The sequence below is a fragment of the Sulfitobacter sp. EE-36 genome, from assembly GCF_000152605.1.
Classification (GTDB): Bacteria; Pseudomonadota; Alphaproteobacteria; order Rhodobacterales; family Rhodobacteraceae; genus Sulfitobacter; species Sulfitobacter pontiacus.
On sequence record NZ_CH959310.1, the window covers coordinates 2,690,603 to 2,702,986 of the forward strand.

Consider the following 12,384-nt stretch of genomic DNA (forward strand, 5'->3'; position numbering starts at 1 on the left):
CGCGCCGTGTCAGACTTTGCGCTGGTCCGCTCGCCGAAGCGCCCCCTCCCTCGCCCAGTCAGGAGCATTGACCATGACCCCGCGTACCGCTGCGACTTTCTCTCCTCCGGTGATGGAGGCGCGCCGCTGGTTGACGGGCGTCCACTTTGACGCCGACCGCCCCCTGATCAACGTGAGCCAAGCCGCCCCTGTCGATCCGCCACCGCAGGCCATGCGGCAGGCCATGGCTGATGTCGCGCTGAACAACGATGATGCGCATCTTTATGGTCCGGTGCTGGGTCTGCCCGAATTGCGCGACGAACTGGCCGCGCAGGTCAGCGCCCATTACGCTGGCGCGGTAGAGCCCGCGCAAGCGGCGATTACATCGGGCTGCAACCAGGCCTTTGCCGCTGCGATTGCCACGCTCTGTGCCGAGGGGGACGAGGTGATCCTGCCGGTGCCGTGGTACTTTAACCACAAGATGTGGCTGGATATGTCGGGTGTCGCCGCCGTGCCGCTGCCGGTGGGGGATGCACTTTTGCCCGACCCGGAACAGGCTGCTGCCCTGATCACCGACCGCACCCGTGCCATCGCCTTGGTCACGCCCAACAACCCCGGCGGCGTTGAATACCCCGAAGAGTTGGTGCAGGCGTTTTTCGATCTGGCCCGTGCGCGCGGTATCGCCCTCATCCTGGACGAGACCTATCGTGACTTTGACAGTCGTTCCGGCCCGCCGCACCGTCTGTTTCAGGACCCCGACTGGCACGATACGTTGATCCATTTATATTCTTTTTCAAAGGCCTACCGTCTGACTGGTCACCGAGTGGGCGCGATTGTCGCCTCCCAGACGCGTCTTGCCGAGGTTGAGAAGTTCCTGGATACCGTTGCCATTTGTCCCGGCCAGATCGGCCAACATGCCGCCCTTTGGGGGATGCAGAACCTTGACACATGGCTGGCCGCCGAGCGGCGCGAGATCCTGGCGCGGCGACAGGCGATTGCCGACAGTATGCATCGTTTGGACGCGAGAGGCTGGAAGCTTTTGGGGCTTGGCGGCTATTTCGCCTATCTCTCGCATCCCTTTGACGAAAGCTCTGCCACATTGGCCCCGCGGCTGGTGCGCGAGGCGGCCGTGCTGACCCTGCCCGGCACCATGTTCCATCCGGCAGAGGATATCACCGGCGGGCGGCATCTGCGCCTCGCTTTTGCCAATCTGGATGTCGCAGGCATCGAGGTGCTGTTTGACCGTCTAACACAGGTCTAACGCGGCTCTTGCCCCCCTGCCGCGCACCGCATAGACAGGGCAAAACGTGCGTTTAAGGGATGACACCATGAAAGCCAAAGGCAACAGCTTTACGAAAACCGCAGTATGGGGGCTGATGGGTCTTTTGATCCTGGGTCTGGGCGGTTTTGGCGCGGTGAATCTGAACGGCAGCGCACGCACTGTCGGCGAAGTGGGCGACAAGTCTATCTCGGTCGACGATTACGCCCGCGAGCTGCAGCAGCAGATCCGCGCCATCGAAAGCCAGTCCGGCGAACAGCTTAGCTTTCAAGAGGCCCAAGCCATCGGGCTAGACCGTGCCGTGCTGCAACGTCTGGTCCGTTTGCGCGCGCTTGACAATGAGGCCGACGAGATGGGCCTGTCCATCGGCGACGCAAACCTGCGCGAACGCGTTGTGGAAATACCGTCGTTTCAAGGCGTTGACGGGAATTTCGACCGCGAGGGCTATCGCTTTGCCCTACAGCAGGCCGGTCTGAACGAGAATGAATTCGAACAATCGCTGCGCGAGGAAGCGGGCCGCACCCTGTTGCAGGAAGCGATCACCGGCGGGGTTGCGATGCCCGACGCCTATGCCGACACGCTTGTATCCTATGTGGGCGAGCAGCGCAGCTTTACCTGGGCTAAACTGACGCAAGATGATCTGGACGCGCCCCTGCCCGACGCTACCGATGCGCAGTTGCAGGCCTATTACGACGAGAACGCCGACCAGTTCATTCTGCCCGCCAGCAAGACCATCAGCTATATCACCATGGGCCCGCAGGATCTGCTGGACGAAGTAGAGCTGACCGACGAAGAGCTGCAGGCCGCCTATGACGACCGCGCGGATGAATACATCCAGCCCGAACGCCGCTTGGTCGAACGTCTGGTCTTCCGCGATCAGGAGGCCGCCGATCAGGCTGCCGCCGCGCTCGAGGTGGATGGCAATACATTTGAGGGGCTGGTCGCGGACCGTGGGCTTTCCCTGTCGGATGTGGATCTTGGCGATCTGAGCCAGCAACAGTTGGGTGCCGCAGGGGACGCCGTGTTTGCTGCCAAAGTGGGGGATATTGTCGGCCCGCTGCCCAGTAACCTCGGGCCTGCATTGTTCCGTGTGAACGGTGTGCTGCCGTCGCTGAACACCACCTTCGAAGAAGCCCGCCCGACGCTGGTGCAAGACCTTGCCGCGGACCGCGCGGCCCGTCTGGTTGAGGTCCGCGCCCAAGATCTGGATGACCAATTGGCCGGTGGTGCCACGCTGGAACAGATCGCCGAGGAAAGCAAAATGACCCTCAGCACCATCGAATGGACGCAGGACAGCAGCGAAAGCATCGCCGCCTATGCCGGTTTCCGCGAGGCCGCGACACGTCTGACCGAAGGCGACTTCCCCCAGATCCAGCAGCTGGATGACGGTAGCGTTTTTGCCATGCGTCTTGATGGCACCAAAGAGGAACGCCCCAACCCGTTTGACGCCGCCCGTGCAGACGTGGCCGAGGCGTGGCAGAACGAACAATTGATCACCGCCCTGCGTGTCAAGGCCGAGACCCTGCAGGCCGAGCTTGCCGATGGCGCTGATTTTGCCGAGCTGGGGCTGGAGCCCAAGACCGGGACCGACCAGACCCGCGACGCCGTGGTCAGCGCCGCGCCGCAGGGGTTCATCGCCGCTGTGTTTGACGCAACCCCCGGCGAGGTCGAACTGCTGGAAGGTGCCGATGAGGTCGCGCTTGTCCGTCTTGATAGCATCAAGGACGCGGGCGAGAATGACCGGATGACGCAGGTCAAAACCCAGATCGCCACCCAGCTGGATGACCAGCTGTCGCAAGCGCTTTTCGCCGCTTTCTCTGACGACGTGATCCGCCGCACGGCACCGCGTGTCGATCAGCAGGCGATCAACGCCGTCCACGTGAACTTCCCCTAAGTTAGGTCTCCCATGTCGTTGACACCCGATTATGACAGCTTTGCCGCAGGCTATGCGGCGGGCAAGAACCAGATCGTTTACACCCGTCTGGCTGCCGATCTGGACACGCCTGTTTCGCTGATGCTCAAGCTCACCGGTGCGGCACAGAACGCCTTTGTGCTGGAATCTGTGACCGGCGGCGAGGTCCGCGGGCGCTATTCGATTATCGGGATGAAGCCCGATCTGATCTGGCGCTGTCAGGGCACCACATCGGCCATCAACCGTTCGGCACGCTATGACGTAGATGCCTTCGACGATGTTGCGGGGGATCCGCTGGATACTTTGCGAGCGGTGATCGCGGAGTCGAAGATCGACCTACCTGATGACCTGCCGCAAGCCGCCGCCGGGCTGTTCGGATATCTGGGGTATGATATGATCCGGCTGGTGGAGCATCTTCCGAATGTGAACCCCGATCCCATGGGGCTGCCCGATGCGATGATGGTGCGCCCCTCGGTGATTGCCGTGCTCGACGGGGTCAAGGGCGAGGTCACGATCGTGTCGCCAGCTTGGGTGTCTGACGGGCAATCGGCCAAGGCCGCTTATGCCCAAGCCGCCGAACGCGTGATGGATGCGGTGCGTGATCTGGAACGGTCGATGCCCGGCACCAGCCGTGATCTGGGTGACGCCCACGAAGAATCCGCCCCCGTCAGCAATTTCACCCGCGAAGGCTATAAATCCGCCGTAGAAAAAGCGCGCGAATATATCGTGGCGGGCGACATCTTTCAGGTGGTGCCGTCGCAACGGTGGGCGCAGGGGTTCTCTCAGCCGCCCTTTGCGCTGTATCGCAGTTTGCGCCGGACCAACCCGTCGCCCTTCATGTTCTATTTCAACTTCGGTGATTTCCACGTCGTCGGGGCCTCGCCCGAGATCCTTGTGCGCGTCTTCGGCAACGAGATCACGATCCGCCCCGTTGCAGGCACCCGTCGTCGCGGGGCCACGCCGGAAGAAGACCGCGCGCTGGAGGCTGATCTGCTGGCCGACCAGAAAGAGCTGGCTGAACATCTGATGCTGCTTGATCTGGGCCGCAATGACGTGGGCCGGGTCGCCAAGATCGGCACCGTGCGCCCGACCGAGGAATTCATCGTCGAACGCTACAGCCACGTCATGCATATCGTGTCCAATGTTGTGGGCGAGCTGCGCGAAGACCGCGATGCGCTGGATGCCTTCTTTGCGGGGATGCCTGCGGGCACAGTGTCAGGCGCACCCAAGGTCCGCGCGATGGAGATTATCGACGAGCTGGAGCCCGAGAAACGCGGCCTCTACGGCGGCGGTGTTGGCTACTTTAGCGCGGGCGGCGACATGGACATGTGCATCGCCCTGCGCACTGCCGTCATCAAGGACAAGACCCTGTACATTCAGGCCGGTGGCGGCGTCGTCTATGACAGCGACGCAGAGGCGGAGTATATGGAGACGGTGCATAAATCCGACGCGATCCGCCGTGCGGCGGCCGATGCAGCACGCTTCGCAGGTCAAGGGAACAGCTGAGGATGCCGACCCAAGCCCCGTTCGAGATTTCGGGTCAACACGTGGCACCCGGCACTCGGGCACAGATCGACTTGCCGATCTCGATCCTGCCGGACCACACGCCTGTCGGGCTCTCGCTTGAAGTGATCCACGGCAAGCGCCCCGGCCCCACAATGTTTGTCAGCGCCGCTGTTCACGGGGACGAGCTGATCGGGGTCGAGATCGTGCGCCGTCTGCTGCGCGCACCGCAGTTGAAATCCCTGCGGGGGACGCTGCTGGTGATCCCGGTGGTGAACTCTTTCGGGTTCCTGAACCGGTCACGCTATCTGCCGGACCGGCGCGATCTGAACCGTTGTTTTCCGGGGCACCCGTCGGGGTCTTTGGGGTCACGGCTGGCGCATATCTTTCTGAACGACGTGGTGCTGCGCTGTGATTTCGGAATCGATCTGCATTCAGCCGCGATCCACCGGACCAACCTGCCGCAGGTGCGGATATCTCCATCAGATGCGGTGACGCGGCGCATGGCCGCCAGCTTTGCCGCACCGGTGGTGCTGACCTCGCCCCTGCGCGACGGATCGCTGCGCGCGGTCGCCGCCGCCAAGGGCACGCCGGTGCTGCTGTATGAGGCGGGCGAAGGGCTGCGCTTTGACGAGATGGCCGTGCGCGCGGGCGTTGCGGGTATCTTGCGGGTCATGCATGCCGAAGACATGCTGCCGGCCAAGGGCATCGCCCCTTCGCGCAGGCAGTCCCATGTCTGCTCAAGCTCGACCTGGCTGCGCGCGCCCGTGGGTGGGCTGCTGCGCACCTTCAGGGCCGAGGGGGAGACCGTGAAACAGGGCGACGCGCTGGCGACAGTCTCTGACCCGTTCGGCAAGACCGAAGAGGATATTATCGCCCCCCATGACGGTATCCTGATCGGCCGCGCGATCCTACCCGTGGTGAACGAGGGCGACGCGGTCTTCCACTTGGCAAAGCTGCTGCCCAAGGCGGTGGCAGACACGGTCGAGGATATGATCACGCAGCTCGAAAGCGACCCACTGTTCGACGAAGACGAGATTATCTAGGCAAATCACATCCAGGCACGTCGAAGCCCGCGCAGCGCGCAGGTTTTGACGGCTTTACCGGTAGATCATTCAGGCGTGGCGTTTTTCAGCACGGCTGAGACAGGGGCAAGTGCGACTTGGCTGGCACGGTCCTGCAACCCCCAGACCAACAGCGCCGAGATCGTCTCGGGCCGCATCCGCCCCATCATGATCACCGACCCTTCGATCCCCGCCTTGAACGCGGCCTGATCAAGGAACCGTCGGATCACGGTGGGCGTCTGCCCCTTGCTGTCAAAGTCGCGGAACACAGGTGCAGCGGGCACGCCCTCTTTCACCGCAAGCTTGGGCATCGTGTTCAGCCCCTTGTCCTGGGTCACAAGGCCATAGCCCCCCTGCCCAAGGATCGCAGTCACCTGATCTGCTGTCGCACGGTCGGGTTGCAGCCCGGCACCCTGCCCTTCCAGCACGCCGATCACCTCGGGCATGCGCGAGAAGGCGACCGCCAGCGTGGTCTCTGCATCGCTTGGCTGCGCGCCTTGGGGCAGGTCAACCATCGCCAGCACCTCGAACCCTTCGTTGCGGTAGGTCTGCATGCGCTCTGCCGCGTCGGGCAGGCTGACGTCGACGGCAAAGCTCAGCGGATAGGGAAAGCTGCGCAGCGCGGCGATACCGACCTCGCCCCCTTGCAGATCACTGCCCACGTCCATCAACAGGACGCTCATCAGCGGTTTGTCATCAGGATTCGCGAAAGGCTGGCCATAACGGGTGATAGCGGGGCTTTGTGCGGTGGCTTGCGCCTCGGGGGCGGTCTGTTCGCCCGATTGGGCGTTCGGCAGGCGGTTGATCGTCACGCCCGTATCCCGTTCAGAGGTGATCGCCGCAGGGGTGCCGATTGTGGGCCGCCCGTCTGTGCGTTGCTCGGGCGCGCCAAAGACAACATCGGCAGGGGCTTCTTCGGGTCGCGCGTCGGGCGCGCTTGGCGCGGTGGCGACTTCGGTGTCCGGCGTGGGCGACACGGGGGTGGTGTCCGGCGTGGGCGACACGGGGGTGGTGTCCGGCGTGGGCGACACGGGGGTGGTGTCCGGCGTGGGCGACACGGGGGTGGTGTCCGGCGTGGGCGACACGGGGGTGTCGACGCTTTCGTCGGCGGTGACGGGCGGTGCTGTCCGGGTCTCGATGCCAAGCGCATCCGGCTCGGTCGGTTCCATCGGTGCGAGCGCCATCGGATTGGGCAAAACAGGATCATCAAGCGTGATCTTCGGTGCAGCCGCATCGGGCACGGTCACGGGAGCTGTCGCGTCGACATCCTGCGCGATCTGCGGCGCGGGCTGCGGCGTTGGGGCGAGCTCTGGCTCGGGCTGTGGTTCAGCCTCTACCGTCTCAGGTGCTGCCGCGACATCCGGCGCGTCCTCTGAAGGTGCATCTTGCACAGCCTCTTGCGTGACCGGTGCTTCTACTTCTGGTGTGACCTCGGCTCGCGGCACAGTCTCGGGCTCTGGTTCAACGGTAGGCGCCTCGACGACAGGCGCTTCGACAACTGGCTCCGGCTCTGGCGTGATCACATCCTCGTTAGTGTCCTCAGCCGCCGTCACGGGCGTTTCATCAGCCGCTACTACCGGGGGTTCCGCAATATCGGCCGCGTTGGTCGCGCGCTCTGCGTCAGGCGCGTCACTTGGCACAGGCGTGTCTTGCAAGGGCGCGGGCCCCATAGGTACCATGAAGGACGCGACACCGGCGACGCCGACACTGAATACCGCACCAATAAGGATGCCGCCAATAAACCCGCGTGACATAGATGATCGCTCCTGTTTTTGTTCCGGTTCGCGCGGCTCTCCGGCCTGCTGCCCTTGACGATAGGTCTTAACCCTGAACATGTATCAGCGGACATTATACCGTGGTTTTGCACGGTTCCTCTAGCCCTAAACCCTGCCCCAATACAAAGAATTGCCGCATGCTGCTCTTGATAGATAACTACGATAGCTTCACCTACAACCTCGTACACTATCTGGGTGACCTCGGGGCCGAAGTCGAAATCCGCCGCAACGACCAGATCGACGTGCAGGCCGCGATGGCGATGAACCCCGCGGGGATCATCCTGTCGCCCGGCCCCTGCGACCCGGATCAAGCGGGCATCTGCCTTGCGCTGACGGCAGCCGCCGCCGAAACAAGCACGCCGCTTTTGGGTGTGTGCCTTGGCCATCAGACGCTGGGTCAGGCGTTCGGCGGCAAGGTCGTGCGCGCGGGCGAAATTGTGCACGGCAAGATGGGCATGATGCACCACAAGGGTCAGGGCGTCTTTGCGGGGCTGCCATCGCCCTTTGCCGCGACACGCTATCATTCGCTGATCGTTGACCGCGCCACCCTGCCCGACTGTCTTGAGATCACGGCAGAGCTTGAGGACGGCACGATCATGGGCCTGCAACACCGTGACCTGCCGCTGCATGGCGTGCAGTTCCACCCGGAATCGATCCGCTCGGATCACGGTCACCAGATGCTGCAAAACTTCCTGAACAACGTAAAGGTGCCCGCATGAGCGATGCTCTGAAACCTCTGATCGATGCGGCCGCCAATGGCCCGCTGACCCGCGATCAGGCCGAGACCGCGTTCCAGATCCTGTTCGAGGGCGAAGCGACCCCCAGCCAGATCGGTGGTTTCCTGATGGCCCTGCGCACCCGTGGCGAGACGGTGGATGAATATGCCGCCGCCGCCCATGTCATGCGCGCCAAATGCAATCCTGTCACAGCCCCCGAGGGCGCGATGGACATCGTGGGCACCGGCGGCGATGGCAAGGGCACGCTGAATATCTCTACCGCGACGGCCTTTGTCGTGGCCGGCGCGGGCGTCGTGGTAGCGAAACATGGCAACCGCAACCTTTCGTCCAAATCCGGTGCGGCGGATGCGCTGACGCAGATGGGGCTCAAGGTGATGGTCGGGCCCAAGGTGGTCGAGGCCGCCCTGCGCGATGCGGGCATCGGCTTTATGATGGCCCCGATGCACCATCCCGCGATTGCCCATGTCATGCCCACACGGTCCGAATTGGGCACACGCACGATCTTCAACATCCTCGGCCCGCTGACCAACCCTGCGGGCGTCAAACGGCAGCTGACCGGGGCCTATCGCCGCGATCTGATCCGCCCGATGGCCGAAACACTTGGCGCGCTTGGCTCTGATAAAGCGTGGCTTGTGCATGGCTCCGACGGGACGGACGAGCTGACGATCACCGGCACCAGCTGGATCGCCGCGCTGAACCCTGATGGCACCATTTCCGAATTCGAGATCACGCCCGAAGACGCGGGCCTGCCGGTCCATCCGTTCGAGGATATTGTCGGCGGCACACCCGAAGAAAACGCACGTGATTTCAACGCGCTGCTGGACGGAACCCCATCGGCCTACCGCGATGCGGTCTTGCTCAATTCGGCGGCGGCGCTGGTCGTGGCCGATGCCGCGCCCGATCTGAAAGCGGGGGTAGAGATGGCGCGCCACAGCATCGACAGCGGTGCGGCCCGTGACAAGATCACCCAAGTCGCGCGGATCACCCAGACCGCATGAGCCGTTTTGACCTGTCGCGCCTCGGGGCCTGGCGCGACCTTGCGTTCTTTGACGATACCCTGCCCGGCATCGCCGCCGCGCTGGCCGCGGACCCGCGCGAGACCCTGCCGCCCCGACCGCAGGTTTTCGCCGCGCTGGAACATACCCAGCCCGACGCGGTGCGCGCGGTGATCCTGGGGCAAGATCCCTATCCCACCCCCGGCCATGCCCACGGCTTTGCCTTTTCCGCCAGCGCCGATATCAAACCGCTGCCCCGTTCGCTGTCCAATATCTATAAGGAAATGGTGGATGACATCGGCGCCTGCCCACCGGATGCCGATCTGCGGTTCTGGGCGGATCAGGGCGTGCTGTTGTTGAACACAACATTGACCGTGCCTGCGCGGGACGTAGGCGGCCATGGGAAACTGGGCTGGCAGCAGCTGACCACGCAAATTCTTGGCCGCTTGGCCGACCGTCCCCGCGCGTATTTGCTGTGGGGCGCGCATGCCCAAAAAGTCGCGCGGGATGTGGACGGGGGACCGAACTTCAAACTCGAAACCCCGCACCCGTCGCCCCTGTCCGCGCGGCGTGGGTTTTTCGGGTCACGCCCCTTCTCGCGCTGCAATGACTGGTTGCACGCCCAAGGCCAAGCGGCCATAAACTGGGCAACACCGGAGAGATCATGACCGATACCAACACTGGCACCATCCTAGACAAGATCAAAGCCTACAAGCTGGAAGAGATCGCCGCCGACAAGGCCGCCAAACCGCTTGAGGCCGTAGAGGCAGAGGCGCGCGCCGCCTCGCCCGTGCGCCCCTTTGCCGACGCATTGTTCGACGCCTCTCGCGAGGGGTACGGGCTGATCGCCGAGGTCAAAAAAGCAAGCCCGTCAAAAGGGTTGATCCGCGCCGATTTCGACCCCGCTACACTGGCCGCTGCCTATGCCGCGGGTGGCGCGACCTGCCTGTCGGTGCTGACGGACACGCCCAGCTTTCAGGGGGCCAAGGAATATCTTGTCGCCGCCCGCGAGGCCTGCACCCTGCCCGTGCTGCGCAAGGATTTCATGTACGACCCCTATCAGGTCGCCGAAGCCCGCGCGCTTGGGGCCGATTGCATCCTGATCATCATGGCCTCTGTCAGCGATGCCCAAGCGATCGAGCTTGAGGACGCCGCCGCCCAATGGGGCATGGACGCGCTGATCGAGGTGCATGACAAGGAAGAGCTGGACCGCGCCGCCGTGCTGAAAAGCCGCATGATGGGGATCAACAACCGCAACCTCAAAACCTTCGAGACGACGCTTGATACCACGCGCCGCCTGTCGAAACATGTGGATGTGGAAAAGATGATCGTATCGGAAAGCGGGCTGAACACGCCCGACGATCTGGCCGATATGGCGAAATACGGATCGCGGGTGTTCCTGATCGGGGAAAGCCTGATGCGTCAAGACGATGTAGAGGTCGCAACCCGCAATCTGCTGGCCACACCGCTGCGGCCGGGGGGCATGTAATGGCGCTCACGCATTTTGACGGTAAGGGTGACGCGCATATGGTCGACGTGTCGGACAAACCCGTGACGTCGCGGGTGGCCATTGCTGAAACCCACATCAAGATGTTGCGCGAAACCTTTGATATCATTACCGAGGGCCGCGCCAAAAAGGGTGATGTCATGGGTGTGGCCCGTCTGGCGGGGATCATGGCGGCAAAACGCACCGCCGATCTGATTCCGCTGTGCCACCCTCTGCCGATCACCAAAGTGTCGGTTGAACTGACACCCGATGCCGACCTGCCCGGCCTGCGCATTGCCGCGACCGTCAAGACCACCGGACAGACCGGCGTCGAGATGGAGGCGCTGACCGCCGCCTCTGTCACCGCGCTGACCGTCTATGACATGGCCAAGGCCGTGGACAAAGGCATGGAGATCGGCGGCCTGCGGGTCGTGCTGAAAGACGGCGGCAAATCGGGCCGATACGAGGCAGAATGATCTCTGTCAGCGACGCCCTGTCGCATCTCTTTGATCTCGTCACCGCCACCGAAGTGGAATCGGTCCCGCTGCGTCAGGCCGCGGGCCGTGTGCTGGCGCGCGATGGTGTTGCCACCCGCACCCAGCCGCCTTTCGCGGCCTCCTCTATGGATGGCTATGCCCTGCGCCAGACAGAGGTCGAGCCCGACGCGATGTTCAAGGTCATCGGCGAAGCGGCGGCGGGCCATCGGTTTGACGGAGTGGTCAAGGCCGGTCAGGCCGTGCGCATCTTTACCGGTGCCCCTGTCCCCGAAGGGGCTGATTTCGTTGTGATCCAAGAGGATACGACCCGTCGCGGCGATCTGATCATGCTGGGCCATGACATCGGCCCCAAGACCAATATCCGCCCCGCCGGTGGGGATTTCCATGCAGGCGACACGATGGATGCGCCGCGCCTGCTGCGCCCTGCCGATATCGCGCTGCTGGCGTCGATGAATGTGGCGACGGTGCCGGTCTATGCCAAACCACGCGTCGCGATCATCGCCACGGGGGACGAGCTGGTGCAACCCGGCGAGGTGCCGAACCCCGACCAGATCATCGCCTCCAACACCTATGGACTGGCCGCCCTGCTCGAACAACATGGCGCGCAGTGCCGCATGATCCCGATTGCCCGCGACACGGTGCCCTCGCTGACCCAAGCCTTCACCATGGCGCAGGATGCCGATCTGATCATCACCATCGGCGGTGCCTCTGTCGGAGACCACGATCTGGTCGCCCCCGTCGCTGCCCAAATGGGGATGGACCAGTCTTTCTACAAAGTCGCGATGCGCCCCGGCAAACCTCTTATGGCGGGGCGGCTGCGTGATGTCCCAATGATCGGCCTGCCCGGCAATCCGGTGTCGGCCATGGTCTGCGGGACGGTCTTTGTCGTGCCGGTGCTGCGCAAGATGCTAGGCCTGCCCGCCGCGCCCGCCGCACGGATCGATCTGCCGCTTGGCGTCGATCTGCCCGCCAATGGGCCACGCGAACATTATATGCGTGCGATGCTCCGTGACGGTGCCGTCCTGCCCGAAGACAATCAGGACAGTTCGCTGCTGGGTATCCTGTCGCGCGCCGATGTCCTGATGGTCCGCCCGCCCCAAGATGGGGCCCGCACAGCCGGAGAGATCATAGGCTGTATTCCCCTCTGACGGTTGACA

Annotated in this window: 11 protein-coding genes; 10 read left to right on the top strand and 1 reads right to left on the bottom strand. The window is 63.6% G+C overall.

All coding sequences use genetic code 11. The features are described 5' to 3' along the window. Positions 1-73: 73 nt before the first annotated feature. The 4 genes from EE36_RS15630 (at position 74) to EE36_RS15645 (ending at position 5,719) form a co-directional block, all read left to right on the top strand. Positions 74-1,240 carry an aminotransferase gene (locus tag EE36_RS15630; protein ID WP_083776473.1) on the top strand — a complete coding sequence of 389 codons (1,167 nt, stop codon included), beginning with the start codon at positions 74-76 and terminating at the stop codon, positions 1,238-1,240. 67 nt (positions 1,241-1,307) lie between these two features. After that, positions 1,308-3,152, top strand: a complete 1,845-nt coding sequence (locus tag EE36_RS15635; RefSeq protein ID WP_005853830.1) for a peptidyl-prolyl cis-trans isomerase — start codon at positions 1,308-1,310, stop codon at positions 3,150-3,152. 12 nt (positions 3,153-3,164) lie between these two features. Continuing rightward, a complete protein-coding gene (gene trpE / locus EE36_RS15640) occupies positions 3,165-4,676 on the top strand; it encodes an anthranilate synthase component I (RefSeq protein ID WP_005853832.1) in 1,512 nt (503 codons plus the stop codon). Positions 4,677-4,678: 2 nt separating this feature from the next. Continuing rightward, on the top strand, positions 4,679-5,719 hold the full coding sequence (locus tag EE36_RS15645) for a succinylglutamate desuccinylase/aspartoacylase family protein (protein WP_005853834.1): 1,041 nt from the start codon (positions 4,679-4,681) through the stop codon (positions 5,717-5,719). A 65-nt stretch (positions 5,720-5,784) separates the two neighbouring features. Here EE36_RS15645 and EE36_RS15650 read toward each other — a convergent pair whose 3' ends face one another. Further along, a complete protein-coding gene (locus EE36_RS15650; RefSeq protein ID WP_005853836.1) occupies positions 5,785-7,491 on the bottom strand; it encodes a divergent polysaccharide deacetylase family protein in 1,707 nt (568 codons plus the stop codon). A 158-nt stretch (positions 7,492-7,649) separates the two neighbouring features. Here EE36_RS15650 and EE36_RS15655 point away from each other — a divergent pair, with 158 nt between their 5' ends. From EE36_RS15655 to glp, 6 genes are read left to right on the top strand one after another with little or no spacing between them, the layout of a single operon-like run. Further along, positions 7,650-8,231, top strand: a complete 582-nt coding sequence (locus EE36_RS15655; RefSeq protein ID WP_005853838.1) for an aminodeoxychorismate/anthranilate synthase component II — start codon at positions 7,650-7,652, stop codon at positions 8,229-8,231. Further along, the gene (gene trpD, locus EE36_RS15660) at positions 8,228-9,247 is read left to right on the top strand and encodes an anthranilate phosphoribosyltransferase (protein WP_005853840.1); all 1,020 of its coding nucleotides are present in this window, start codon (positions 8,228-8,230) and stop codon (positions 9,245-9,247) included. Before EE36_RS15655 ends, trpD begins: the two co-directional genes overlap by 4 nt. Next, positions 9,244-9,912 carry a uracil-DNA glycosylase gene (locus EE36_RS15665; RefSeq protein ID WP_005853841.1) on the top strand — a complete coding sequence of 223 codons (669 nt, stop codon included), beginning with the start codon at positions 9,244-9,246 and terminating at the stop codon, positions 9,910-9,912. Before trpD ends, EE36_RS15665 begins: the two co-directional genes overlap by 4 nt. After that, the gene (gene trpC, locus EE36_RS15670) at positions 9,909-10,733 is read left to right on the top strand and encodes an indole-3-glycerol phosphate synthase TrpC (protein WP_005853843.1); all 825 of its coding nucleotides are present in this window, start codon (positions 9,909-9,911) and stop codon (positions 10,731-10,733) included. The genes EE36_RS15665 and trpC overlap by 4 nt, the downstream gene beginning before the upstream one ends. Then, positions 10,733-11,206 carry a cyclic pyranopterin monophosphate synthase MoaC gene (gene moaC / locus EE36_RS15675; protein WP_005853845.1) on the top strand — a complete coding sequence of 158 codons (474 nt, stop codon included), beginning with the start codon at positions 10,733-10,735 and terminating at the stop codon, positions 11,204-11,206. The genes trpC and moaC overlap by 1 nt, the downstream gene beginning before the upstream one ends. Continuing rightward, a complete protein-coding gene (gene glp, locus EE36_RS15680) occupies positions 11,203-12,375 on the top strand; it encodes a gephyrin-like molybdotransferase Glp (RefSeq protein ID WP_005853847.1) in 1,173 nt (390 codons plus the stop codon). Before moaC ends, glp begins: the two co-directional genes overlap by 4 nt. Positions 12,376-12,384 lie beyond the last annotated feature (9 nt).

Bases quoted from the DNA above. Each gene is read 5' to 3' on its own strand.
- EE36_RS15630 (WP_083776473.1), top strand. From the start codon at position 74: ATGACCCCGCGTACCGCTGCGACTTTCTCTCCTCCGGTGATGGAGGCG.
- EE36_RS15635 (WP_005853830.1), top strand. From the start codon at position 1,308: ATGAAAGCCAAAGGCAACAGCTTTACGAAAACCGCAGTATGGGGGCTG.
- trpE (WP_005853832.1), top strand. From the start codon at position 3,165: ATGTCGTTGACACCCGATTATGACAGCTTTGCCGCAGGCTATGCGGCG.
- EE36_RS15645 (WP_005853834.1), top strand. From the start codon at position 4,679: ATGCCGACCCAAGCCCCGTTCGAGATTTCGGGTCAACACGTGGCACCC.
- EE36_RS15650 (WP_005853836.1), bottom strand. From the start codon at position 7,491: ATGTCACGCGGGTTTATTGGCGGCATCCTTATTGGTGCGGTATTCAGT.
- EE36_RS15655 (WP_005853838.1), top strand. From the start codon at position 7,650: ATGCTGCTCTTGATAGATAACTACGATAGCTTCACCTACAACCTCGTA.
- trpD (WP_005853840.1), top strand. From the start codon at position 8,228: ATGAGCGATGCTCTGAAACCTCTGATCGATGCGGCCGCCAATGGCCCG.
- EE36_RS15665 (WP_005853841.1), top strand. From the start codon at position 9,244: ATGAGCCGTTTTGACCTGTCGCGCCTCGGGGCCTGGCGCGACCTTGCG.
- trpC (WP_005853843.1), top strand. From the start codon at position 9,909: ATGACCGATACCAACACTGGCACCATCCTAGACAAGATCAAAGCCTAC.
- moaC (WP_005853845.1), top strand. From the start codon at position 10,733: ATGGCGCTCACGCATTTTGACGGTAAGGGTGACGCGCATATGGTCGAC.
- glp (WP_005853847.1), top strand. From the start codon at position 11,203: ATGATCTCTGTCAGCGACGCCCTGTCGCATCTCTTTGATCTCGTCACC.